Below are 24949 nucleotides of genomic sequence, written 5' to 3'. Positions count from 1 at the left end.
CAATATTTAGCTTGTTTAGGGCCAATAAGTTTGGTAGGTTGGGTGTTGGCGGTTCGTTGGGGGAAGCTTTCTTTTGCGAGGCATTTGATTTCTGCGGTGATTCTTGTTGTGCTTGCGTTTCTAACATGGCGCCAGGGACATGCATATAAAGATGCTGAAACACTTTGGCGACATACAATTGCGGCAAACCCGAAAAGCGCGCTTGCACACAATAACTTGGCAAATATCCTTTCCAGAAAAGGGAATAGAGACGAGGCAATCGAGCATTATTATGAGGCACTGAAGTACAATCCGAAGCTGGCGGAGGCACACTTGAATTTGGGGATTGCTTTGGTCGAGGTAGGTCGTCCTGAGGAAGCAATCGGTTACTACAATGAAACAATCCGTTTGGCTCCAAACTTCGCTGATGCTCACTTTAATCTTGGAGTCGCTTTGTCGAAGCTGGGGAAAGGAAAAGAGGCAGTTGAGGAATATTTGGAAGCAATTCGACTGAAGCCTAATTATGCAGAGGCTCATAGTAATCTTGGGATTGAGCTAGTTGCGCAAAGAAGACTTGACGAGGCGATATTCCACTTTACGAAAGCCCTGGAGATAAAGCCTGAATATGCAGAAGCACACAATAATCTCGCCGCCGCTCTATATTTCAAAGGCGACTACGTTCGTGCTCAACAGGAAATCCAATTGTGTGAAAAATACGGCGGCAGACCGCATCCCGGCTTAATCAAAGCAATTTCAGAGAAGCTTAAAAAGTCACAATAGCTGTTTTGAAGTCTTAAATGTAAATACCATAAGCGCAAGGGCAAGTAAATCAAAAATGAAATGGCCACGAGAGCTGATAATTTTAGTTTTAATTCTGTGTTTAGGAGCCGTAATCAGAGGGCTCTATTTGATTGAAATAGTTGGCACACCAGACTTTGCTAGCCCCGGATTAGATGCTGGTTACCATGATTATTGGGCGCGAGCGTTGGTCTCGGGAGATTGGACTCCACCTAAGGGTTTTCAAGACCCCCAAATTAACTCAACGCCCTTTTTTCGTCCGCCAGGCTACCCCTATTTCCTAGCGTTGGTTTATCTGATTACTAAATCAAGCCATCTATGGGCATGCATTTTCCAAATGTTCATCGGATTAATTAATTGCTTTCTTGCATTTTATCTGGGAAAGCGTTGGTTCAATTCAAACGTAGGCTTATTATTTTCCGCCCTCATGGCTATTTATTGGGTTTTCGTTTACTTCGAAGGTGAGCTTCTCGAACCAGTGCTCCTTGTTAGTCTGGCGCTTTGCTTAATGATTATATTGTCACTTTGGACTGAGAAGATTACATGGAAGCGCTCAATCGCTGGTGGAATATTATTAGGCATTTATGCTCTTACTAGACCAAATATTCTTGTTTTTGTTCCAGTTGTTATTGCTTGGGTGGTGTGGCTGGCTCATAGAAGGAATTGGCAACTGCCGCTGGGTATCGCGATTGTGGGCTTTTTAATTGGAGCTTTGGTTACTATTTTGCCGGCGACCATTAGAAATTTCATTGTGGCAAAGGAGCCCGTTTTGATTTGCTCCAATGGTGGAATCAATTTATTCCTTGGTAATAACCCAGCAGCTGATGGATATACCCCGGCTTCGCCAAGTATTAGGCGATGGTCTTGCTATGACTACCCAGCTATCGTTTGCTTGCTTGAGAGAAAACTTAATAGAAGGCTTGGGTATTCTGAAGCTTCGAAATTTTTTGCAAAGGAAGCTTTGAATTATATTAAAAGTCATCCATTAGACGTTTTGAAGCTTACTGGAAAAAAGGCGCTTTTATTCTGGGGACCAAAAGAGGTTGGGAATGAAAAGGAGGACGAGCTTGAGCGAGCCAATTCAAAGATTTTGAGGATACTTCCCGGCAATTTCTCGATAATTTTTTCATTTGCTTTGGTTGGTTTGCTAATGCTGAAGAGGTCTCCAAAAAGCGTGAAAACCCCCAATCTTGATTATCGTAATGAGGTGACAATACTAATTTTATTCTTTATCTTGTCGTATTTCATTTCTTATTTGCCATTCTTTGTGGCAGGAAGATACCGCGTTCCCATTGTCCCCTTCCTGTTGTTGTTTGCATCTATTGGGATAGATAACGCATTGCGGATGGCTACCACTCATGCTTGGCGAAGTCTTGCTAAGTGGCTGCTAATTTGGGTTGCGGTGTTTTGCCTAACTTCACAAAACTTTGCAAGGTATGAGCCAAATGTTGCTAAATGGCACTTTGACCGAGGTGTTAGGTACGAAAGAACAGGCCACTTAATGGAAGCAATTAGAGAATACCATAGTGCGATTCAAGCCAGGCCAAACTACGCTGATGCCCATTATAACTTAGGCGTTGCTTTTGCACGGCAAGGACGGATTGCTGACGCTTTAAATGAGTTTGAGGAGACAGTTCGTATAAGGCCAACTTATGCTGCTGCTCATTTCAACAAGGGTGTTGCACTTGCTAAAATGGGGAAATACGAAGAGGCTTTGAAGGCGCTGGAAGAAGCAAGCCGTCTTGTCCCTGATGACTATATGGCGTATTATGTGTTGGGAAGTGTCCACGCCAATTTAGGGCAAGTAGATAAAGCAATTAAAAGCCTTAGGAAATCATTAGCTCTCATGCCAGATTACGCAGAAGCACATTTAAATCTTGCGCAATTGTTATACGGAAAAGGTCAATATTTGGAAGCATGGAAAGAAGTAGAACTTGCACGCAAGTGTGGTGCAGAGCCATCTGTCAGCTTCTTGAATGCATTGAGTGAGAAATTGCGAAGACATGATAAATAAAGAGTGGATATGCAGATAGCAAGGGGAATTGAAAACCTACCTGCTTTGGATAAGTCGGTTGTTACTGTTGGCGTGTTCGACGGCGTTCATCTTGGTCATCAAGCAATCATGCGACTGGTGAGGTCAACCGCTGATGATTCTAGGTCTCTTGCCGTAGCTGTTACATTCGATCGCAATCCCAAGGAAATTCTTCAGCCCAAATATGCACCACATTATATCAATACGCTTGAACAAAAGCTTGAACTTATTGCATGGCGCAGAATGGACCTAGCGCTCGTATTAGAGTTCAACCATAAACTCGCAGAAATGTCGGCTGAGGATTTCTTAATACACATTCTGCTCGAAAAGTTGAAGGCTGAAACCATTGTAATAGGTTCTAACTTTGCATTTGGAAAGGGAAGGCGAGGTAGGCCAGCGCTTCTTCGAGAAATGGGAGAAAAGTTAGGGTTTGGGACAATAGTAGTACCGCAAATAGTTATGGATGGGACGATAATAAGCAGCACAGAAATTAGACGGCTGATTTCTTCGGGCGCAGTAGAAAAGGCGGCGGCAATGCTTGGCCACCCATTTGTTTTAAGGGGGACCGTTGTTCACGGCGATGGCATCGGCGAAAAGCTTGGTTTTCCAACGGCAAATCTTCAACCAGCTGAAAAACAAATCCTGCCGGCAAAAGGCGTTTATGCAGCATCGGTCAGGGTTGGGCAGACCCGATATTCCGCCGCGGTCAACATAGGGACAAGGCCTACAGTAGGCGGTCGTAGCCTTACTGTGGAGGTTTACATTCTGGATTTCTCAGGAAACATATACGGTGAAAAACTCGACGTCGCGTTTCATCAAAGGTTGCGAAGCGAGATACAGTTTGCAGTAAAAGAAGATTTGATTAAGCAAATTGAAGCCGATGTGGTGCAAGTTCAGGCGACAGAAGGCTCTTTCTGTAACATGGTATTTGACACAGATTGCCAATTATGGTAGAGTATAACGCAGTTCATAAAACAACGCGGGCACTTTATCGTCGAATCGGCGAGACTGTAGACACAAGTCTGTAGACAGATCGTTTTGCACGATTAACGGGGTTTTCTGTCTACAGTCTCCAGTCTATTGTCTCCCCGATTCTTGCTGAGAGTCGCCCGCGGTTAATCTAAGATTCCAAAGAAGGGATAGAGAACAGATGGTTTTGCAAAAGGAAGAAAAGACAGCCATCATAGACCAGTTCCGCATCCATGAAAGTGACACTGGGTCTGCAGAGGTCCAAATTGCCTTACTTTCGGCGCGCATCAATCAATTAACCGAACATCTCAAGCAGCACAAAAAAGATCATCATTCGCGGCGCGGTTTGCTTATGATGGTTGGACAGCGGCGAAGGTTACTGAATTACCTCAGCAAGAAAGACATCGAGAGGTACCGCTCAATCGTGGCACGTCTCGGCTTGAGGAGATAGGAGACAAATAGACAATAATGTCAGAAAAAGTAGAGCTTGAGGTAGGTGGCAGTATCCTCTCCATCGAAACAGGGGATATCGCGAGGCAAGCTAGCGGGTCTGTTCTGGTAAAGCAGGGAGACAGTATTGTCCTCGGCACCGCAACAATGAGTGAGGAGCCGCGAGAAGGTGTTGACTTCTTCCCTTTGGTTTGTGACTACGAAGAGAGGAAGTATGCCGTTGGGAAGATCCCCGGTGGCTTTGTAAAACGTGGCGGCAGACCCTCAGAGAAGGCGGTAGTAACTTCGCGGCTAATCGACCGGCCACTTCGGCCGCTTTTCCCCGAGGGCATGCGAAATGAAGTGCAAATAATCTGCATGCCTCTCTCGTATGATCCTGAGCATCCCACCGATGTGTTGGCAATTATTGCTGCGTCAGCGGCGCTTAGCATTTCTCCCATCCCCTTCAATGGCCCTATTGGAGCAGTAAGAATTGGGCGAATTGATGGCGAATTTGTCGTGAATCCATCGCTGGAACAGCTTGAAATATCCGATTTGAATCTTGTAGTTGCTGGAACATTTGACGCCGTCACAACGGTAGATGCCGATGCCAACCAGGTGCCCGAAGAAGAAATACTTGCCGGAGTTGACATTGCGCATGAGCACATAAAGCAGATAGTTGGAATTCAAAATGAGCTTGTCCGACGAATCGGCCAGCCCAAAGCTGAAGTTCCGCTTTTTGAACTTGATTCGGAACTTTTCCAAGATGTAGACACAAAAGTTTCTGAAAAGGTCTGGCAAGTAATCCACGAGCTTCCTGCAAAGAAATTAGGCAAAGCAGAGCGCGCAGATATTCTAGATGATTTGAGAGCTGAGTTAATCGAGAGCTTGATAGCTGACTATCCAGAACGTGAAATTGAGGTTGCCGAAGCTGTTGACAAGATAATAAAGAGAGAGTTTCGGAGTCTTATTATTAACGAACGGATTCGCATGGATGGCAGGCGGCCAGATGAAATTCGCCCCATCAGCGCCCAGGTAGGCTTGCTTCCGAGAGTGCATGGTTCGGGATTGTTCACGCGCGGGCAAACCCAAGTGCTTACAACTGTTACGCTTGGATCGTTAGACGAAGCGCAGATTGTAGATAGCCTTGAAGAGGATGGCACAAAGCGCTACATGCACTTCTACAATTTCCCTCCTTTCAGCGTTGGAGAAACGCGGCCGTTGCGAGGACCCGGAAGACGGGAAATTGGCCACGGACAACTAGCAGAGAAGGCATTGGCGCCAATGATTCCGTCGGAGGAAGATTTCCCTTATGCAATTCTGCTCACCTCTGAGGTTTTGGAGTCAAGCGGTTCCACTTCGATGGCAAGCGTTTGTGGAAGCACGCTGAGTTTGATGGATGCAGGAGTGCCTATAAAAGCACCCGTAGCTGGTGTGGCAATGGGGCTAATGACTGATGGCACCAACTATGTCATACTAAGCGACATAATGGACCTTGAAGATTTTGCTGGCGATATGGATTTCAAAGTCGCAGGGACAGCAACTGGCGTCACTGCATTGCAAATGGACACCAAAATCAGCGGTATACCCAGAGAGGTCCTAAGCGCCGCGCTTGAACAAGCAAGAGTTGGACGGCTTTATATTCTTGATAAGATGCTTGAGACAATTTCAAAGCCGCGAGAAGAGCTCTCCCCATATGCTCCACGGGTATTGATGATTGAGATACATCCTGATAAAATAGGAGATGTTATAGGCCCGGGCGGTAAAATCATCAAAAAAATAGAAGCGGAAACAGGCGCCAGCATAAACATCGAGCAGGATGGCCGAGTCTACATAACCGCTGTAGACAAGGCTGGTGGCGAACGCGCTTTGAAGATGATAGACGACATAGCGCGAGATGTTAAAGTTGGCGAAACCTACCCTGGCAAAGTTACGAGAATTACTCCTTTTGGTGCATTTGTAGAGATACTCCCCGGGAGAGAAGGTTTGTTGCATATATCGCAAATTGGCCCAGCGAGGATAGCAAGAGTGGAGGATGTGCTCCACGTAGGCGACGAAGTGCTTGTGAAAGTTATAGAAGCAACGCCTCAAGGGAAGATAAGTCTGACAAGGAAAGGAGTAGTTCAACCTGGCGAGGGGCCAAAGCCTGAGCGTTTTGTTGCTCCTACGCTGCGGGAACCACAAAAGGGAAGAGAAAAAGACATAAGGTCAGATAAGGGTCGAAGCTTTTTGGATGACGACGAATTTCCGCGTGCGAAATTCAGACCAAAACGATAACTCGGTCAAAAGCCGAATAAAAGCACCGGCCGAAGCAGTGTGGCTTACGAGCCAGCTTTTCGGCCGGCTTGCATATCAGGGGGCAAATTGAAAGGGTACATATTCCACTTATTCACCCTTCCCCCATAATTTCTCAAAAGGGTAGCAATGTTTAATAAAGATATATTACCGAATGGTATTCGAGTTGTAACTGAAACTATACCACATGTTCAGTCAGTAGCTGTTGGCGTGTGGGTAGGTTCTGGCTCAAGAGATGAGGATGATTCAAACAGAGGTATCTCTCATTTCATTGAGCATATGCTATTCAAAGGAACAACAAACCGCACGGCTCAACAGATTGCGGACGAATTCGATTCTATTGGCGGTCATCTGAATGCGTTTACCGAAAAGGAATACACCTGTTACTTTGCCAAGGTGCTTGCCGAGCATACTTCGATTGCTATTGAAGTAATCGGCGACATGCTACTAAACTCAATATTTGATTGTGATGAAATCGAAAGAGAAAAGAATGTTGTTCTGGAAGAGATAAAGCGGCACGAGGACTCACCCGATGACCTGGTGCACGATATTTTTGCCCAGACAATATTAGGTGGACATCCACTTGGTCGTTCGGTGCTCGGCGATAGGGAAACAGTTGGCAAACTAACCAGAGATGACGTAGTTTCCTATATGGGCAAGCGTTATATTCCCGAAAATATGGTCATTGCGGCAGCAGGCAACTTGAATCATAGAGAATTCGTTGGCAGAGTTGCTGACATTTTTGGGTCGCTTTCGGGCGAAAAGGTTGAGACTAATCAAGATGCACCTACTTTCTGCGCGCGGTCAAACCTAACGCAAAAAACGACCGAGCAAGTACATTTTTGTATCGGCACTCGAGGATTTGCTCACGGCGAAAAGGATAAGTACACATTGGCAATTATAGATGCTGTGCTTGGCGGTGGAATGAGTTCGCGCTTATTCCAGGAAATTCGTGAGAAGCGTGGGCTCGCTTACTCTATCGGCTCATATTCCATTTCCTATAGGGAAAGTGGATTGTTCGCCGCCTACGGAGGCACAAGCATGCAGAGTTTGGATGAGGTTATGGGATTGGTGAAATCAGAGTTTGTGAGCATTCGAGAAGCGGGCCTTACGGATAAAGAATTGGAAAGAGCAAAAAATCAGATTCGTGGAGCACTTGTTCTCGGCCAGGAAAGCATGAGCAGTCGAATGATGCGGTTGGGCAAGACGGAGCTATACCTAGGTCGGATTATCCCGCTAGAGGAGATAATTGGTTCTATAATGAGTGTTTCCATGGCTGACATCATCCGGGTAGCCAATGAGGTGTTCGATGACTCGACGATGTCTTTAGCTGCAATTGGACCGTTTAACTAATGTGCGAGGTTGATATCTAATGGATAAACCAATAAGAGTTGCAATATCAGGCGCAGGCGGAAGAATGGGTCGTGAGACGGCATTGGCGGTTTACGGCGAAGCCCGAGAGATGACTTTGGTAGGTGCTGCAGACCCCGCATATACAGGGAAAACACTCTCGGAACTGCTCGCAATTGATTGCCCTGTAGAAATAAAAGGAAGCTTGGCGGAAGCACTTGATTCAGTCCAAGCAGACGTCGCTGTAGTTTTCAGTGTCCCTTCAGCGGCGATGTCTGATATTCGAACAGCAATGAATGCGGGAGCTGTTCCGGTGGTAGGCACAACGGGGATAACGGAGGAGAACCTGGCCGAAATTAAAGAACTTGCGGAAAAGAAAGGAATTGGGGCAATTATCGCCCCAAACTTTGCCATCGGAGCAGTGCTGATGATGAAGTTTGCTGCAGAAGCTGCAAAATACCTGCCAGCAGTAGAAATAATAGAACTTCATCATGACAAAAAGCTTGATGCGCCATCGGGAACCGCGATTAAAACAGCGCAGATGATATCTGAAGTCCGTTCTCAAGGCAATGCTTGCAAAGGCGATAATGCAGCACGAGGGGCAGAGTTTCACGGGGTGAATATTCACAGTGTCAGATTGCCTGGGTTGGTTGCTCATCAAGAGGTAATCTTTGGCGGAGTTGGTCAAACCTTGACAATCCGCCATGATTCAATAGACCGGAAGTCATTTATGCCGGGTGTTCTTCTCGCAATAAAGCGAGCTGTTGGACTTACCCATGTAATTTATGGGTTAGAGAAAATTCTGTAAGAAAGGTTGTTGCTCTATGGAAAGATTCAACGTTGCTGTAGTTGGCGTCGGAGCTGTTGGGCAGGAGATGCTAAAGACGCTTGAGCAGCGGAATTTTCCCATAAACAAGCTAAAGCTCCTAGCACGTTCTGCCAGAGTAATGGAAATCAATGGAAAACAATATGAGGTTAAAGAGACTATACCAGAGGAATTTGACGATGTAGATATTGCTCTCTTTGCAGGAACCGAAGGGGAGAGCGGTGCAAGCAAGCTTTATGCTTGGGAGGCAGCAAGTCGAGGAGCTGTTGTAATTGACAACTCCTCGACATTTAGGATGGACGACCGCGTTCCGCTAGTCGTGCCGGAATGCAATCCCGATGACGTAAAGTGGCATCAGGGAGTTATCGCCAATCCAAATTGTTCAACTATTCAGATGGTGCTGCCACTTAAAGCTTTATACAACCGCTCGCGTGTAAAAAGAGTCGTGGTTAGCACTTATCAAGCAGTATCTGGCACCGGTCGCGATGCGATTAAGGAGCTACATGAGCAAGCTACGAAGTTGGTAGCAGGCAAGGAAATTGACCCGCCAGCAGTATATCCCTATCAAATAGGTTTTAATTTGTTCCCCCATATCGGTAATTTCAGACCCGATGGCTATACAAGTGAAGAATGGAAGATGGTGGCTGAGACCCATAAAATATTGGGCGATAAAGAAATAAAGATTACTCCAACCACGGTGCGCGTTCCGGTGTTCAATGGCCATTCCGAAGCGGTCTATGTCGAGACAGAAGAAAAAATCACGGCAGATGAGGCTAGGGAAATTCTCGCCTCCTTCCCCGGAATAATTGTCGTTGATGAGCCTAATCCGACCGACAGCGACCCAAATTGCCGCACCTATCCGATGCCAATTGATGCGTCAGGAAAGGACGAAGTTTACGTCGGCAGAATCCGCGAGGACCCATTCATCGAAACGGGGCTAAGTATGTGGGTGGTGGCGGATAACCTCCGAAAGGGAGCAGCTCTAAACGCAGTTCAGATTGCAGAATTGATGATTTCTCGTGGCTTAATCCGCAGTCGCTAGAACCCAGTAAGCAGGCCTCGTAGTATTTAAAAACATGGAAAACCAAGAGGTAGTCCGCATAATTCCCTTAGGCGGCGTTAGTGAGATTGGCAAGAATATGGTCGCATTCGAGTATTGCGGCCAAATTCTTTTGGTTGACTGCGGTCTGATGTTCCCTGACGATGAATTACTCGGAGTTGATCTCGTCGTCCCCGACATTACGTATCTTCTCAACAATGCAGATAGGGTTCAGGGAATCGTCCTGACTCACGGACACGAAGACCACATTGGGGCTCTTCCTTATGTGCTTAGCCAATTAAACGTGCCAATTTGGGGGACAAAGTTAACATTAGGCTTTGTTCAAGCCAAGCTTGATGAGTTTAAGCTTACGGACGTTGCAGAACTTCACCAGGTTGAGCCCGGAGAGCGCTTCAATATCGGAGTGTTTGATATAGAAACTATCCGAGTAAGCCACAGTATACCGGATGGTTTTGCAATTGCAATAAGACTGCCAGTAGGTACCATTGTCCACACAGGGGATTTTAAGTTCGACCAGACGCCAATTGATGGCAAATTGGCAGATTTCCCAGCCTTCGCACGAATTGGCGCTGAGGGCGTATTGGTATTGCTCACTGACTGCACTAATGTCGAAAAGCCTGGGCATGTTCCCTCCGAGCGCGTTGTCGGAGCGATGTTTGAGCAGGTTTTCAGCAAAGCGCAGGGAAAGATAATCATCGCCACGTTTGCCTCGAATATCCACCGTATACAGCAAGTCTTCAACACCGCCGCAAAGTTTGAGCGTAAAGTTGCAATAATTGGGCGTAGCATGGCGCAGAACGTCGAGATTGCTGAGCAACTTGGCTACCTCCAAATTCCAAATAACACTAAGATTCGCGTTGAAGACGTCCCAGAGCTTTCCCCTAGCCAGGTTGTTTGCATGACTACCGGCAGTCAAGGCGAGCCACTTTCCGCTTTGACGCGCATTGCAATGGATGACCACCCAATCGTAAAAATTCAAAAGGGCGATACAGTAATAATCTCCGCAACTCCAATTCCTGGCAACGAAGACCTAATCTTGCGAACAATAAATCATCTATTTAAACGCGGAGCAGACGTAATTTACGACGCAATTGCGCCTGTCCACGTCTCAGGCCATGGCAATCGCGAAGAACTAAAGCTAATGCTGAACTTGACTAAACCCAAGTATGTGGTTCCAGTTCATGGCGAACACAGACACGTCGCAAAATATATCGAGCTTGCCGAAGAGATGGGAATTCGGCGAGAAAACGTCTTCGCGATGGAGGTTGGCGACGTTTTGGAGGTTAGCCAGTCAAACGCACAAATTGTTGGCAAAGTTCCAGCAGGCGATGTTCTAGTGGATGGAATTGGAGTGGGCGATGTGGGAGATGTGGTTCTTCGAGACCGCCGGCACCTAGCGCAGGATGGAGTGTTTATTGTCGTTTTGGGCATTGACAAAGCAACCGGCGATATAGTCGCTGGTCCCGATATAATTTCCCGTGGTTTTATTTATCTAGAAGAAGCAGAAGATTTAATCGAAGAAGTCAAAGAAGTGGTAACACAAACCATCGAAGGGTTGGCAGTTGATGCGGCAACCGAATGGACAACGGCTAAATCAGACGTTCGTTCTGCTGTAGCAAAACTTATATCTAGTCGGACTCGCCGCCATCCCATGATATTGCCTGTAATTATGGAAATATAGCTCAGGAGGCGTCTGGAGTTGGACCATTTCCTCAAACCAATAGCGAATTGGGTGATAGAGCAAATAGGCTCATTTGGATATCCCGCCGTTATAGCGATGATGGCGATAGAAAGCGCATGCATTCCTCTGCCCAGCGAGATAATAATGCCATTCTCAGGCTTCTTGGTCTATAAAGGTATTTTCAATCTTCACCTCGCATCGCTCTCAGGCGCACTTGGTTGCGCAATTGGCTCGGCGGTTGCGTACTATGCGGGGATGCGCGGAGGAAGGCCTTTCATAAAAAGATACGGAAAATACTTGCTAATCAAGGGAAAGGATATAGACCGCGCCGATTACTTGTTTGATAAGTATGGTGAGCCAATTGTCTTTGTAAGCCGCTTGCTTCCTGTAATCCGAACTTTCATCTCTTTCCCCGCAGGCGTCTCCCGCATGAATTTTGGCCGCTTCATGGTCTACTCGTTTGTGGGCTCTATCCCGTGGTGCTATTTCCTTGCCTATGTCGGCAAGGTGCTTGGCGAAAATTGGAGTTCAATCCGCTCATACTTCCACAATGCAGACATCGTAATTGCCGTCTTGATTGGCGTTGCGTTTGCCTTTTGGCTCTACCACCACCTTAAACCAGAAGGCTAAATTCATGTTTAATTATTTGGTTCCTCGGATACAACAAATCTCAGGAACCATACTGTTTCGTTTGCCGTCGTATAGATAGAGGTCGAGAAAAGCTTCTAGGTTGGTGGGGGGAGCGTAAGAAAATATAATAAATAAGCAAAAAAACTGTTATTTTTACTAGTTGACGCTTAGGTCAATTTATTATACATTAAAAGCGCTAGCGAATAAACATGCCCTCAGAGCATGAAGATTGACCCCCAGCCCGGAAAATTCTCGAAATATCAGGTGAGAGGAAGACCTAGCCGAAAATGAAAACGTATACAAGCCGTCCTCAAATCACTCGCTTCAGCTTGCCCGCTGATCCTGCGGCAGCGTCAATCCTGCGAAGATTTATCAGAGAGATTGCGCGAGGAACAAATCTTACACCCCAAGAAGTAACCGACCTTCAACTTGCGGTAACAAAAGCATTCAACGAAGCGCTTTGCGAACAGAAGGTGCCAGGCGAGGGGCGCATCGCTTTGAAAATTGACGCACGGCTCGATGAAATTATCGTTGATTTGATGTACCGCGAAACCCATTTCCCGCCGGCGGAGTTCTTTTCCAGATCCTGATGTCCGATGTCATCGGTGCCTTGGGAAAGTATGCCGTAGTCGGTTTTTTCGGCGTGCAGAACAAATATCCTCGTTGACTTTTAGTGCATCATTGGGTAGTATTACTTCGCATTCGTTATCTGCTTCGGAGTTTTTAAATGCGCACCGTTTCTAGACTACTCCAATTGTTTTTCCTTTCTTTAATCTTGAGTGCGGCGGCATTGGGAGCCGAATACAGCGACTTGCTACAAGAAGCAGTCGCAAATATCGAATTGGGCAAATACGATGATGCCTTTCAAGCAGTTGAGCAAGCCTTTGCCCTAAACTCGTCTGATTTGCTTGGCCATCTTGCACTTGGCACTATTTATCTTCATGTCGGAAACCTCTCGGATGCGGAAAAAGAATACCACCACGCCATTGCGGCTAATCCAAATGAATGGCGCGCCCATTATGCTCTCGCAATTTGCGCTCTCCTCAAAGGCGATAGACTCGGAATGGAAAAATGGGCAAAATTGGCAGAAAAAATAAACAATAGCTCCAAAGAGATTTCATTGCTAAGGTGCTATTTGGATTATGTAGACGGCAAAGCTGCCGACTGCATCGCACCCGAATCAACACTTGCAAAGCAAATTCGCGCAATGGCAAAGCTGAAAGCAGGCGATATTGAATCCGCTTCCAACCTGCTTGTGGATGTGCTTCAAAGCCCGGCGCCCCCAGGGTTTGAGGAGTTTCGAGCTCCTATCGCCACATTTGACAAGAAACAACCAATAGCCTTGCCAAACGGAAAGCTTTCAAAGAAGCACCCACAACAAAAAAATGCCCCTGTTGTGTCTGGTATCGTAACCCTAACTGCCGATGCAAGCAAGCTAGAGCAGGTTGCATATGTAGTGTTTTTCGTTGACAAAAATTTTGTGGGCGTAACAAATTACAGCCCGTTTAGGTTCGATTGGAATACCCTCAACCACCCAAATGGCTTGCACGAGGTTGAAATCGAAGCACGCGACCAAAATGGCGCTGTTGTCAGCAGAAAATCTACATGGGTTCGAATAGAAAACGCTAATCCTGTTAAGTTCCCGAATCTAAAGGGTCCTAAAGCAGAACAGCTTGCAGCACGCATTTGGAATTGCATTCGCTTGACCGAGTCGCGAAAGCTGGCACACTACGAATTGGCAAAAATATTCCTCAAGATTGGAGATAAAGAAAACGCCGCAAAGCATTTCGAGTATACAGTCGCGTACGATTCAAATTTCCTTGATGCACGCGACCAGCTAATTATTCTGCAGGGGCGAAAGCCCGAATATGCCGAACTGCGCCAGGGTCCCGCCGGCTCGCGGATGGTTGCAATCACCTTCGATGATGGACCAAATGAGCGCACAGAGGAAACGCTAAATGTACTGCGGAAGCTTGGGATTCGTGCAACTTTCTTCCTGGTCGGATTTCGTGCGGAGGCACAGCCAGAGCTTGTAAAATTAATCGAGGCGGGGGGCCACCAAATCGAAAATCATACGTACAGTCACGAAAACCTTGCGAACCTATCCCAAAAGCAGGTTGAGATGGAGCTGGCAAAAGGAGCCGCTGTCATCCGCGCCATTACCGGCAGAGAGTCGCGCTTTTTTAGGCCCCCAGGAGGACATGCAAACAACGCTGTCCTTAAAGCCGCCGCTCGCTTGGGGCTAACCGGCGTGTTTTGGAGCATTAACTGCACTAAGTATGAGGGAGCCAGCCATGTAATCCTCGCTCGCTCGGTAGTAGACAATGTGAACGATGGCGCGATTATCCTTATGCATAATGGTGAGCCTGCAACCCTCAGCGCACTCCCCCAAATCGTGAGCGAGCTTCGAAGTCGAGGCTACCGCTTCGTTACAATTGCTGAGATGATGGAGGCTTTGCGTTAACGTCATTCTGTACTCAATACTTTAAATGCTTGACAAGAAGTCTTAAGATTAGTTATACTTCTCAAGAACTTCGACTCTTAAAAAGCCAAGTTCTTACTCTCATCCACTTGTAAGGACTTCTCCATCATGAATGAAAAAATCTTGATTATCGAAGATGAAGCGCTGATTGCAGACTCCGTTAGCTATGCCCTCAAAAAAGAAGGCTACCAGGTCCTAGTGGCTACAGACGGCGCTCAAGGCTTGGCGATGGCTCGCGAACAATCGCCCGACCTCATTCTGCTGGATATTATGCTTCCCACGATAGACGGCTTCGAAATATGCCGCATTCTGCGAAAAGAAACAAGCATCCCAATTATTATGCTAACGGCAAAGGGCGAAGAAGTTGACCGCGTAGTCGGCTTAGAGTTGGGTGCAGATGACTACGTAATTAAACCCTTCAGCATTCGAGAGCTAATCGCGCGCCTAAAGGCAGTATTGAGACGCTCAAGCCTTGTGGAGGAATCCGGTAGGCAGGAAGTTTTGCGCGTGGGCGACCTAACTGTTGACTGTTCCAGAAGAATTGTTAAACTGGGCGACAAAACTATTTACCTTCCCTTAAAGGAATTCGAACTTCTTCGAATTCTTGTGAAAAATAGGGACCGCGTAATGACTCGCGACATGCTGCTGAATGCCGTTTGGGCTGAGGATGCTTACGAAAACAGCAGAACACTCGACGTCCACATCCGCTGGCTCCGCGAGAAAATAGAAGATAATCCCAGCTTGCCAAAACGCATTGTTACGGTTCGCGGCATTGGCTACATGTACGTCGGACAGAGCGATGACAAAGAAGATTAAATGGCGCTTTGTCTTAACCTACCTCGTTGTTACTTTCTTGGCTATTTTTAGCCTTGGCCTCACGCTTTCGTACTTTGTCGAACGCCAATTCATTGCCGAAGTCGAAGCCGCACTCCATGGGCACGGAACACTCGTTAAAGATGTGCTCGAGCCAAAAATACGCCAATCCAAATCAACCGATAGAGCCAATCTTGATAGGGTTTGCGAACGCCTTGCCGCCGATATTCGCGCAAGTGTTACCGTGTACGACAACCAAGGCCGCGTTATTGGAAGCAGTGGAACCGGCTTCCACGCACCCGGCGTCGAGGATTTAGCAAACTCTATAAAAGGACTGCAAGAAGGTTTTGGCTGTAGGATTTGCCACAGCGAAGCCCGCGAAGTCAAAGGCGCTGTTGTCGTCGTCCCACTAAAGGCAAATGGAAAACCAGCCGGAAAGGTTGTGCTCCAAGCCTCTCTATACGAAGCACGCCGCGCCGCCGGCAGAATGCACCGCATTATACTAGTAACGCTAGCCATAACAAGCGCAGTAGCAGTCGCAATTAGCATGCGACTTGCCTCTAGCATTGCCGACCCAATCAGCAAAATGAATGAGATGGCTAGAACAATGGCGGCTGGAGACCTTAGCCAGCGAGTGCCTGTGATGTCGAAAGATGAAATAGGCGAGCTTGCCGCTAGCCTTAACTTGATGGCTGACCGCCTTTGCGAGAATATCGAACAAGTAGCCGAACAGAAAAAAAGAATGGAAACCATCCTTCGAACAATGGCGGATGGCATAGTAGTAACCGACAAGCGCGGACGAATTATTCTGTTTAATCCTGCTTCCGAACGAATTTTAGGCATTAAATCAGAAAAGGTTGTAGGGGAACAAATCGAAGCGCTTAGCATGATTCCCGATGCCGTCGAAATGATTCACGGGACCGTAAAATCACGCCGCACGCTCAGAAAGGAATTAAAGATTCACGCTCCGGTAGAGCGAATTGTAAATGCTTACTCAGCGCCAGTAAGCGATGAAGGCGGCCAAATAATAGGAGTAGTGCTGGGTCTCCACGATGTTACCGAGATTCGCATGTTGGCAGAAGTCCGAAAGGACTTCGTGGCAAACGTTAGCCACGAACTACGAACGCCTGTCGCCGCAATTCGCGCAATTGTCGGCGCTCTGCAGTCCGGCGCCAAGGAAGACCCAGAGGTTCTGGAGCGTTTCGTAAACAGTCTCGATTCGGAAACAGAGCGACTCTCTCTTCTCCTTGCCGATTTGCTTAATATCTCAGAGCTTGAGTCAGGCAAACGCAAGCCACAGCGTTCAAACGTTTTGGTGCGGGAGTTGGTCGAGCAGGCAGTTGAGAACCTTTCAGAGAAGGCGCTCCAATACGAAGTCAGCGTTAAAATAAACGTTCCGCATGAAATGCAGATGTATGTGGACAAACGCCAAATGCATCAGGTGCTTATAAACCTTATAGACAATGCGATTAAGTATACGCCTGAGAAAGGCTCCGTCGAAATATCGGCATCCGAAACCAACGAAGACTGGATATTGAGCGTAAGCGATACGGGCGTCGGCATACCCCCTGCGCATATTGACCGCATATTCGAAAGATTCTACCGCGTGGACAAAGCAAGGTCGCGACAGCTTGGCGGCACAGGCTTAGGCTTGTCAATTGTGCAGGATATCGTCCAAGCACACGGCGGCAGGATATCCGTTGAAAGCACTGTCGGCGTTGGAAGCACCTTCACAATTGCTATCCCGAAAATGGAGCCTGAAAACTTGGCTTGACAATTTGGGACAGCTGAATTATGGTATAGCCAAATTACTCCTTGCTTTTTACAGCAGTTCCCTGTCTATAATTGTATTTGAAAACAGAAAGCTTGATATTAGAATAATGGAGTTGGCAAAGTGCTTTCAAAATTTCTTTTGAGCTCATACGAGATTGAGCTGATTTGTGCAGGTCCTCTATTCCTCCCGCCGTTCAAAGGCAGTACCCTCCGCGGCGCACTCACCATGCAGTTCAAGCGGCTGGTGTGCTATCAACCGAAGGTGAAGTCCTGCGAAGGCTGTGAGCTGGAATCAAAATGCGCATACGCCTACATATTCGAAACCCCCGCGACTCCAGAGCAGAAAGGCACCGTCGGATATAGCAAATTCCCTCGCCCCTTCGTCATCGAGCCACCCCTGGAAAACAAGCAGGAATACGAAGAAGGGGAACTCCTGCTAATGCGGCTTATCCTTTTCGGCAACGCAATAGAATATCTGCCGTACTTCGTAGTAACCCTTCGAGAACTCGGAGCGGAAGGCATTGGAAAAGGGAGAGCGCCTTTTACGTTAGGGAAAATTTACGCGGTTAATGATTTAACTGCCAGCCGCGAAGTCGTCTACGACCCCGCCGACTCAGTTGTCCGCTCCACTACCGTCAGATTGAATTACGCCGACATGGTCAAATATGCCGAGCGACTGCCAAAAGATAACCTGAAAATTCGGTTCCTAACCTGCACACGATTAATATACAACCATAAGCCCGCATTTCGGCCTGAGTTCCACATCCTTATGCGAAACCTTCTCCGCCGAATATCGCTTCTCTCGGCGGGCCACTGCGGCGAATGGCCCCAGCTTGACTACGCAGGCATTCACGAGCGCGCAGAAAAGGTGAAAATCGCCAGTGGGAATCTCGACCAAATATATTGGGAGCATGTATCGAACCGCCAGGGACGGCGAATACCCCACGAAGGCATCGTTGGCGACGTAACTTATGAAGGAGAGATGGAGGAGTTTCTTCCATACCTCGTCTTGGGCATGTTCACCCACGTCGGCGACTCTCCAGTATTCGGCATGGGGAAATATGAAATCATAGTGTAAGCAGTCAGGTGCCATTGCGTGAGAGCCTAATTACTTGCGAAATGCTAAAATTGCCAAAAAAGGGCAGGAGTCTCATGCCTGCCCTTTTTTGTTCCTAATGCGCTGATGTGGAAGACCTATGGGGAAAATCTACGCCGCCAGTGCGCCCCTTGCGGCAACCGTCTCCTCGGTGGATTCGTTGCTCAAATCTGTTTCCTTCGTTCCCCGATAGCGAACGATATACGTATAATCTCTCGCAGGGCCCGTAACGTAGTCATAATATGGCGAAGAGGATGAGAAAGCAATTAACTGGAACTTATCCTCGCCGGCTGCTTTGCGGTATATGTTTGCGCCCTTGACGCCCTCTGGCTTCCCATTTCTGCCTTCGTTCATCGGATTGGGACCCCAGTGGACTGTAACCTTTCCGAGGGTTACCTCGAGGAAGATGTCTGGAATCAACTCCTCAATCGGAACGGAATTAGTGGACACATTGGATGGCTTCAGGCCCAGGCTTACGCGCATCGCATCGGTCATAGCGGGGTGATGGTTGATGCGTTGGACGATTGGGCGCAGTTCGGCGACCATAGCTTTGCGCGTATTCTTCTTCTGTGCCGACATTGCCAGCGCCTCCTGAGCCAACTGCACGTAGGCGGTCAAATCATCGCTGAAACTGGTGCTCAAGTCCTGCAGTGTTTCCAAATCAGCGGCGACCATGCCGAACTCCGCCAAATGCGGCGTCAGCACAGTCAGGAAATTGCTCATCCAATCGCGAAGCTCCTCATCGTTTCTTGGCACATAATCTTTCATTCTATTTTACCTCTAAAATTAATAGTACCGTCATCCAGCAACTGTCCATCAAGGAATCGCAGTCTTCACCGGCCGGCACTGTAACCATCGCTTGGTACACATCAACCATCGCTTGGTAGAAAGCAACCATCGAATGGTAGAAGGCAACCATCGGATGGTGGAAAGCAACCATCGGATGGTGGAAAGCAACCGTCCGATGGTGGAAAGCAACCATCGAATGGTAGAAGGCAACCATCGAATGGTAGAAGGCAACCATCGAATGGTATACAGCAACAATCGGATGGTATACGATAACCTTTTAAAGGTACTTGGGTCCCATCGCATGGTGCTTGGGACCCTTTTGATGGGGCGAGAGTCCCTTTGGATGGGGTAAATCACCCAAGCGTCTGCTAATCAGCACAGCTATTGGGTGAGCGGTCCAACACTAATTGTTGGCGAGTGGGGCGCGAAAGATTAGGGCGGTATCAAGAAAAAAATCAAAAACCTTCTAAAAATTGATTTAAGCAAGAACGCCCGAACATGATTAAGCACTTTGTTTGCAGTCAACACCGCAAGAATTTAAAAGAACCGGCGATTGATTACTAGAAATATTAAAATGTTTGCTATTGACAGTTTAAAGAGGCTGTGGTAAAATCGGACAATTGTTCGATTAGTTAAGCAGTAAAGGCAAGGAGTCCGACTGCAAAAAGGGAAATTTAATTGGAAGGTAGTTAGTAAAGGGATGGCATACTTTTGATTAAAAAGACATTTTGGAACGATCGGCTGGCACCAAAGCCCCCATTAACCGCAAATCGAAACCAACACCGCCATCCCACCCCCGCCCAAAAAATTTCCCAAAATTCTCATTTGGTGATATGAATTAAAGTTAGGAATGCGATAAACTGTTTGCTAAGGAAGTAGATTAATGAAACACATTCGTAATTAATTTTTATGAGAAAAAGTCCTATGGATTACAAAGTAGAAAATATCAATAGATGTCTTCGTAACCTTGAAGGGGCTGAAGATATTTCGGCATATGATTATCAGGTCGAAGTAGCAAGGCATTTGTTTGACGGAAAGAATGTCCTCCTCAGGGTGCCAACAGGATGCGGGAAAACGTGGAGCGCCGTTATCCCATTTCTAATATCGAATGGATGGGAAAACCCTCCCCATCGGCTTATCTACGTTCTGCCTGTTAGAACACTGATTGACAGCATTGCTGCTTTACTGCGCGAAAAACTACCAAAATTAGATGGTTGGCAAGCCACGGATGTGACAGTTCAGACGGGAGTTACTTCGGAAGATCCTTTTCTTGACAGGGGTCGAATAATTGTAACGACTTTTGATCAGGTATTAAGCGGTTTGCTTGGGCGTCCATACTCACTTGGACCGTCTCTTCATAACGTTAATTCAGCGGCACTGCACGGCTGTCTTGTGGTATTCGATGAGTTTCATCTAATGCCCCCAGGAAAAGCGTTCATGACAGCGATTGCTTGCTGTAGAATGTTGAAAGGTCTTTGTCAAAGTGTTTGGATGACGGCTACAGCAACTGAGCCGCTGTGTGAAATGATAATCGAAAAACTTGAAGCAGTTAATGTGGAGCTAAGCGAAAGAGACAAACAGCGAATACCCGCACTTTTAGTGAAAAAAACCGTTAAACTTCATGACCGACCCATTTCGGTAGACGAAATAATGGCATGTAGTGGAAAACGTCTTGTGGTTGTCAATCAAGTTAAGCGTGCTCAGTCGCTTTACCTTAATTTAGCTGAAAAAGTAAGCAAAAGCACACCTTTAATCTGTTTGCATTCTCGTTTTTTGGAATGCGACCGCGATGTTCAAAGGCAGCGAATTCTAGAAATAATGGGTAAGCACTCTCCTTCCCAGGATGCTATTGTTATTGCAACTCAGGTTGTGGAAGTAGGACTTGATATATCTGCTGATTATTTGATGACAGAGCTAGCGCCTGCGAACTCTATTGTACAGCGTGCTGGTCGCTGTGCCAGATACGGTGGGGATGGTGAGGTGAATGTATACCAACTGCCAGAGGAGGAGAGAAACTGGTTGCCCTATGGAACCCCAAGTTGTTGTGACAATACACTAAGCGGTACGCATAAAGCCTTAGGCGAGATAGAGAGTTTAAGTTTTGAGAGTTCGCTTAGTCTTGTCGATTGTGTCCATAAAATTCAGGATAAGCAGGCTCTTGCTATGGGTTTAGATGAAAGATTACGTGAATTAGGAAATGAGATAATCAAACACAATTTTTGCAAAATTAACGAAGGAATCGGTCATTACATTCGGGATGCTGACCTTTCGGTTAATATGATTATCGAACGCAATGACAACTTTCATCCCTCAGAACGCCAGGGGGTCCGCGTTAGTCTTGATACTCTGCGCTCGTTTGTTCGGAGGTTTCCCCATTCAGGATTGAAAGTATGGACGTATGATGATGAAGGTAACGGTTTTTGGAAGAAGGTGGAGCAAGGTACGGAAGCTGTTGGATTTCATTTTCTTGTTTCGCCAGAATTAGCAAATTATAGCCCAGAATGGGGACTGATTTTGGGAGAGCCTGGTAATCATATTAGCCCTTATGCTTCGCCCCCAGAGCGTCCTGGATATGCTCCACCTGGGAGGGAACTATGGGCTGACCATGCTAAGCGAGTTGCTGAGTACATTGAAAAAAGACCACCATTTAAAGGAGGTTTTGGAGATACGAATGGTCTGCTTGTCCATGGATTAAGAAATTGCTATGAAATAGAGGCTGGAGTACTAAAGGAAGCAGTAGACTTTGCGGCTAAAGCGCATGACCTAGGCAAACTTCAAGAAGGCTGGCAGTCTTGGGCAAATGAAATAGAGTGCTCTTGTGATCCTATGTATAAACCGCAAGGCGCTTTAGCCCATACATCGGGTTCTGGTGTTGCTAAAACAACCAAGCCGCGACATGCACTGCAAAGCGCGTACATAGCTTATCAGTTACTTTGTTCATTGCACGAGGATTGGCCAGAAGAACTTTGCCTCGCTGTAATAACCGCAATTGCTTCACACCACGGCGGCTGGGTTTACCCAGATCCAAAAATCCAGAATCTTTGTGGAAGTGCCCAAAATGCAATCAAAGCTGTTTTTGGCGATGTGAACGTGAACTTTAAGCGGTCGGACTTTACAGAATTCGTCAGAGCATTAAATAAAAGCGCCACTGATGCCAATCGGATTCGATGCCAATGGCCTCTCACTAGCTTTATCATCAGAATGCTTCGGCTAAGCGATCGGGAAGCCACCGCAGAAGGAGGTTCTAATGAGTAAATATTATGTTCAGAGAAAAACAGAGACACAGGGCGATGTGTTCGCAGCAGTTGGCCTAGCAAAGTTGCTTGATTCAGAAGAACACCCAGCTCACATAAGAATGGAAGGTGATTACTTTATTGTAGAAGCGATGGATTCTCAAAATCAAAATTACAGTAAACTGTCTAGAAAGAGTATCTATCGCTATTTGGTCAATGGGAAGGTTAATGCGCCAGCTGAAATCCCTTTTTACAACCTAGTAGAGGCAAAAGAGCTTGAACAGAGAAAGGAAGAACAGAGAAATAAGTTGGAAGCGGAAAGAAAAAGAAACCCCAATTTACGTAATGATCCTGATATACAGCAGAAGCTTGAGGAATACGCTCCTGATCCTGAATATCGCTTGTATAGATTCTTTAGTACCATGCAGGCTGACACGGGAGCTAACAAAGCGCTGGAATACACGCATAGCAAGCAATCAAATTGGCCACAAGAACTTCAGCTAGCGTTAAAAGGAATGCAAAACCCGGCGGGAGCAATCCCGAATGTAAACCTAGGCGCAAGCGGCAATCAATTAATGAATCCGCTGATAGCAAAAGGATCTTATGGAATAAAGCCTTCAGGCACGAATCGGCATAATCCTAAGATTGCCGACACAGGCGACAACGAGATATTCCAATATTTTCGATATGGAGGCTATTTCTCCGCAGCTGTACCTTATCAAGATGAGAAGCAGAATTTAAGATTATTAACTCCGATTCCCAAAGATATCTCCCTTACTGCCTTCGAGCTAATAGTGCAGAAGCTTCGAAGCAGTAAATTTTTTAAGAGTAAAAAGCTGAAGCTAGATGTACTTGCGTCTTTGCGTGTTGCTGCTCTTCTTATCGAGCATTCTGAGTATGCAAGTTCAGAACAGCCCAACTTTGCAAAGCTCTTCATAAGCAATTATTCGCCGGCAGATCTAATTTCGGGTTTGCACATCACTCACTACTTAAAAACTAGTCAATTTGGAAAGAACGTGACCGAGCTGTCTTTTGTTGCAGTACCTGGTTGGTTTCCAATCAAGTCCAAGGAAGATGCTGATAGCTGGCGCAGTATTATCGAGGAGCATCAAAATATTCTACGCAATCTAGATGAGTCCAACAGCGAAGAAATCTCCTTACTTCAACAATACAGGAAGTTTCTGCAGATTAGGGACACTGAAGCTTTCACGGAGCTAATATGCTTCATCAGTAATTACGGTGCTTACTGGATGAGCGCTACAAACGACCCACGGCGTCGGCGAATGCCGCGGTTTACTACATCAACACTAGAAAGGATGGTAGAATCTATGGCACCAAACATTTCTGCAATTCTTAAAAACCCCCACTTCCAATCTATCGCTAAGGCAATTCGAAAATCAACCGTAAGTGCACAAGCGCAGAAGGCAATGGGGAAAAAACCTTGGCGTGAGATACGCTACGGGCTTGTTGCAGAGTTGAACCGAAAACGCTTTGTGAAGGAAGAATTGATTGAGGCATTGGCAATTTTTGTCACCCAATACAACAGCGAGAATGCCCGCCGTCGTGAGAATAAGGAATCCCTAAAAGCTGCACCTTCAAATATAACGACAGAGGACTTAGAAGGTGTTGCCGCACTAATTGATGAGACAGACAACCCAGCATTAATTGGTGCTCTTCTATGCGCCTATGGAACTTGTCGAGAGCCTGCGGCCGAGGCTGAAGAAATCAGGCAAGAGGAGGAAGAGTTGTTGGAATCAGAAATATCGGAAATTGAGGAGGTAGAAACAGAATGATTAGTTCACTTTCACTTTGCGCAAGAGTCAAACTAAACCTGCATAATCTTAACAACGAAGGAACTGAGGGTAATCAACAGCAGACTCGAATGGTTCACATTTTGGACGACGCTGGCAGAAAGCATGTGGTTAATGCTATCAGCGGCGATATGTTCAAACACATCATGGTTGAGCATCTGACGCCACTTCTTATCGCTGCTAAGCAGAATGTATGCCCAAATGCTGCTGCTCTTCATCCTGATAGGATACTATTGGATGAAAATTTCAGAAAACAAGCTGGGGCAAAGGATGCAAAAGAGATTCAAGACCTTATGATTTCTAACTGCGCAGTAACAGATATAGCTGGAACGCTCTACGCAGAGAAAGCTGTTGCGAGGAAAAGCATTGTTGAATTCGGTTGGGTAGTTGGAATACCCGAATACACCAGCACAGAGCAGTATTTCCATGTTAAGTATGACCCTTCGCGTGGGTCAGGCACCGGCACTGAGTCGGTTGCGGGCACGCAAGCCATTTTCCATCGTCCTGCTTCCTCAGGCATTTATGCATTGGTAGCGCATCTGGAACTATCTAGGATTGGACGGAACGATATTTCTCGTAAAGACGTCATCCCTGAGGCTGATAAAAAGGCACGCATGCGTGCAGCAATTCAAGCGCTTGGATGTACCCTAAGCGCTCCAAAAGGTGCACAGAGAAATACACAGTTTCCACATGTGATTGGAGCAGAGGGAATTATTGCTATATCTACTACATCCGTACCTGCTCCTACAATCAGTCCGTTGAATAACGGCTACCGAGAAGAGATTGAAAAAATCGCCGAAAAATTAAGCGAGTTATCAGGGGTTTCTATAGAGATTCGTAAATTCGATTCACTATCAGGAGCCCTAGAAATTCTGAATGAAATAAATAAGGGGATTGAGTGAG

20 protein-coding genes are annotated in these 24949 nt (G+C 46.6%); 18 read left to right on the top strand and 2 right to left on the bottom strand.

Going from position 1 to position 24949, the window contains the following annotated elements; all coding sequences use genetic code 11:
* The 15 genes from QHH26_12215 to cas6 form a co-directional block, all read left to right on the top strand.
* Positions 1–759 (top strand): tetratricopeptide repeat protein (locus QHH26_12215; protein ID MDH7482721.1); only part of this gene is annotated, 759 nt, incomplete at its 5' end.
* Between the two features lie 127 nt (positions 760–886).
* The gene (locus QHH26_12210) at positions 887–2791 is read left to right on the top strand and encodes a tetratricopeptide repeat protein (protein ID MDH7482720.1); all 1905 of its coding nucleotides are present in this window, start codon (positions 887–889) and stop codon (positions 2789–2791) included.
* Positions 2792–2800: 9 nt separating this feature from the next.
* Complete coding sequence (locus QHH26_12205) at positions 2801–3763, top strand: bifunctional riboflavin kinase/FAD synthetase (GenBank protein MDH7482719.1); 963 nt, start codon at positions 2801–2803, stop codon at positions 3761–3763.
* A 196-nt stretch (positions 3764–3959) separates the two neighbouring features.
* Complete coding sequence (gene rpsO, locus QHH26_12200; GenBank protein MDH7482718.1) at positions 3960–4229, top strand: 30S ribosomal protein S15; 270 nt, start codon at positions 3960–3962, stop codon at positions 4227–4229.
* 17 nt (positions 4230–4246) lie between these two features.
* On the top strand, positions 4247–6484 hold the full coding sequence (locus QHH26_12195) for a polyribonucleotide nucleotidyltransferase (protein ID MDH7482717.1): 2238 nt from the start codon (positions 4247–4249) through the stop codon (positions 6482–6484).
* 147 nt (positions 6485–6631) lie between these two features.
* Positions 6632–7855 carry a pitrilysin family protein gene (locus QHH26_12190; protein MDH7482716.1) on the top strand — a complete coding sequence of 408 codons (1224 nt, stop codon included), beginning with the start codon at positions 6632–6634 and terminating at the stop codon, positions 7853–7855.
* Positions 7856–7874: 19 nt separating this feature from the next.
* Positions 7875–8660 (top strand): 4-hydroxy-tetrahydrodipicolinate reductase, encoded by a 786-nt coding sequence (gene dapB / locus QHH26_12185; GenBank protein ID MDH7482715.1) that lies wholly within the window; start codon positions 7875–7877, stop codon positions 8658–8660.
* A gap of 16 nt (positions 8661–8676) precedes the next feature.
* A complete protein-coding gene (locus QHH26_12180) occupies positions 8677–9720 on the top strand; it encodes an aspartate-semialdehyde dehydrogenase (protein ID MDH7482714.1) in 1044 nt (347 codons plus the stop codon).
* Positions 9721–9754: 34 nt separating this feature from the next.
* On the top strand, positions 9755–11419 hold the full coding sequence (locus QHH26_12175) for a ribonuclease J (protein ID MDH7482713.1): 1665 nt from the start codon (positions 9755–9757) through the stop codon (positions 11417–11419).
* 18 nt (positions 11420–11437) lie between these two features.
* Positions 11438–12049: a DedA family protein gene (locus QHH26_12170; protein ID MDH7482712.1), complete on the top strand. Its 612-nt coding sequence runs from the start codon at positions 11438–11440 to the stop codon at positions 12047–12049.
* A 287-nt stretch (positions 12050–12336) separates the two neighbouring features.
* A complete protein-coding gene (locus QHH26_12165) occupies positions 12337–12639 on the top strand; it encodes a hypothetical protein (protein ID MDH7482711.1) in 303 nt (100 codons plus the stop codon).
* Between the two features lie 137 nt (positions 12640–12776).
* Entirely contained in the window at positions 12777–14513 is a 1737-nt protein-coding gene (locus QHH26_12160) for a polysaccharide deacetylase family protein (protein ID MDH7482710.1), read from the top strand.
* Positions 14514–14639: 126 nt separating this feature from the next.
* On the top strand, positions 14640–15347 hold the full coding sequence (locus QHH26_12155; GenBank protein MDH7482709.1) for a response regulator transcription factor: 708 nt from the start codon (positions 14640–14642) through the stop codon (positions 15345–15347).
* Positions 15331–17118, top strand: coding sequence for an ATP-binding protein (locus tag QHH26_12150; protein ID MDH7482708.1), 1788 nt, complete (start codon positions 15331–15333; stop codon positions 17116–17118). Before QHH26_12155 ends, QHH26_12150 begins: the two co-directional genes overlap by 17 nt.
* A 120-nt stretch (positions 17119–17238) precedes the next feature.
* Entirely contained in the window at positions 17239–18195 is a 957-nt protein-coding gene (gene cas6, locus QHH26_12145) for a CRISPR system precrRNA processing endoribonuclease RAMP protein Cas6 (GenBank protein MDH7482707.1), read from the top strand.
* 129 nt (positions 18196–18324) lie between these two features.
* On the opposite strand, the gene QHH26_12140 is transcribed toward cas6, so the two are convergent.
* Both QHH26_12140 and QHH26_12135 read right to left on the bottom strand, forming a co-directional pair.
* Positions 18325–18981 carry a hypothetical protein gene (locus QHH26_12140; GenBank protein ID MDH7482706.1) on the bottom strand — a complete coding sequence of 219 codons (657 nt, stop codon included), beginning with the start codon at positions 18979–18981 and terminating at the stop codon, positions 18325–18327.
* A 1-nt stretch (position 18982) separates the two neighbouring features.
* Positions 18983–19237: a hypothetical protein gene (locus QHH26_12135; GenBank protein MDH7482705.1), complete on the bottom strand. Its 255-nt coding sequence runs from the start codon at positions 19235–19237 to the stop codon at positions 18983–18985.
* A 689-nt stretch (positions 19238–19926) separates the two neighbouring features.
* Between QHH26_12135 and cas3 the strand changes: the two genes are divergently transcribed.
* From cas3 to QHH26_12120, 3 genes are read left to right on the top strand one after another with little or no spacing between them, the layout of a single operon-like run.
* Positions 19927–22257 (top strand): CRISPR-associated helicase Cas3', encoded by a 2331-nt coding sequence (cas3, locus tag QHH26_12130; GenBank protein MDH7482704.1) that lies wholly within the window; start codon positions 19927–19929, stop codon positions 22255–22257.
* Positions 22250–24028 (top strand): hypothetical protein, encoded by a 1779-nt coding sequence (locus QHH26_12125; GenBank protein ID MDH7482703.1) that lies wholly within the window; start codon positions 22250–22252, stop codon positions 24026–24028. Before cas3 ends, QHH26_12125 begins: the two co-directional genes overlap by 8 nt.
* Entirely contained in the window at positions 24025–24948 is a 924-nt protein-coding gene (locus QHH26_12120) for a DevR family CRISPR-associated autoregulator (protein ID MDH7482702.1), read from the top strand. The genes QHH26_12125 and QHH26_12120 overlap by 4 nt, the downstream gene beginning before the upstream one ends.
* Position 24949 lies beyond the last annotated feature (1 nt).

This window comes from Armatimonadota bacterium (assembly GCA_029907255.1).
Taxonomy (GTDB): domain Bacteria; phylum Armatimonadota; class UBA5829; order DTJY01; family DTJY01; genus JAIMAU01.
The sequence above is the reverse complement of the archived record's forward strand: the minus strand, read 5'-3'. Positions and strand labels throughout refer to the sequence as shown.

Excerpts from the sequence above, each read along its gene's own strand:
- QHH26_12205 (MDH7482719.1), top strand. The coding sequence starts at position 2,801 with ATGCAGATAGCAAGGGGAATTGAAAACCTACCTGCTTTGGATAAGTCG.
- rpsO (MDH7482718.1), top strand. The coding sequence starts at position 3,960 with ATGGTTTTGCAAAAGGAAGAAAAGACAGCCATCATAGACCAGTTCCGC.
- QHH26_12195 (MDH7482717.1), top strand. The coding sequence starts at position 4,247 with ATGTCAGAAAAAGTAGAGCTTGAGGTAGGTGGCAGTATCCTCTCCATC.
- QHH26_12190 (MDH7482716.1), top strand. The coding sequence starts at position 6,632 with ATGTTTAATAAAGATATATTACCGAATGGTATTCGAGTTGTAACTGAA.
- dapB (MDH7482715.1), top strand. The coding sequence starts at position 7,875 with ATGGATAAACCAATAAGAGTTGCAATATCAGGCGCAGGCGGAAGAATG.
- QHH26_12180 (MDH7482714.1), top strand. The coding sequence starts at position 8,677 with ATGGAAAGATTCAACGTTGCTGTAGTTGGCGTCGGAGCTGTTGGGCAG.
- QHH26_12175 (MDH7482713.1), top strand. The coding sequence starts at position 9,755 with ATGGAAAACCAAGAGGTAGTCCGCATAATTCCCTTAGGCGGCGTTAGT.
- QHH26_12165 (MDH7482711.1), top strand. The coding sequence starts at position 12,337 with ATGAAAACGTATACAAGCCGTCCTCAAATCACTCGCTTCAGCTTGCCC.
- QHH26_12160 (MDH7482710.1), top strand. The coding sequence starts at position 12,777 with ATGCGCACCGTTTCTAGACTACTCCAATTGTTTTTCCTTTCTTTAATC.
- QHH26_12155 (MDH7482709.1), top strand. The coding sequence starts at position 14,640 with ATGAATGAAAAAATCTTGATTATCGAAGATGAAGCGCTGATTGCAGAC.
- QHH26_12150 (MDH7482708.1), top strand. The coding sequence starts at position 15,331 with ATGACAAAGAAGATTAAATGGCGCTTTGTCTTAACCTACCTCGTTGTT.
- QHH26_12140 (MDH7482706.1), bottom strand. The coding sequence starts at position 18,981 with ATGAAAGATTATGTGCCAAGAAACGATGAGGAGCTTCGCGATTGGATG.
- QHH26_12135 (MDH7482705.1), bottom strand. The coding sequence starts at position 19,237 with ATGGTTGCCTTCTACCATTCGATGGTTGCCTTCTACCATTCGATGGTT.
- cas3 (MDH7482704.1), top strand. The coding sequence starts at position 19,927 with ATGGATTACAAAGTAGAAAATATCAATAGATGTCTTCGTAACCTTGAA.
- QHH26_12125 (MDH7482703.1), top strand. The coding sequence starts at position 22,250 with ATGAGTAAATATTATGTTCAGAGAAAAACAGAGACACAGGGCGATGTG.
- QHH26_12120 (MDH7482702.1), top strand. The coding sequence starts at position 24,025 with ATGATTAGTTCACTTTCACTTTGCGCAAGAGTCAAACTAAACCTGCAT.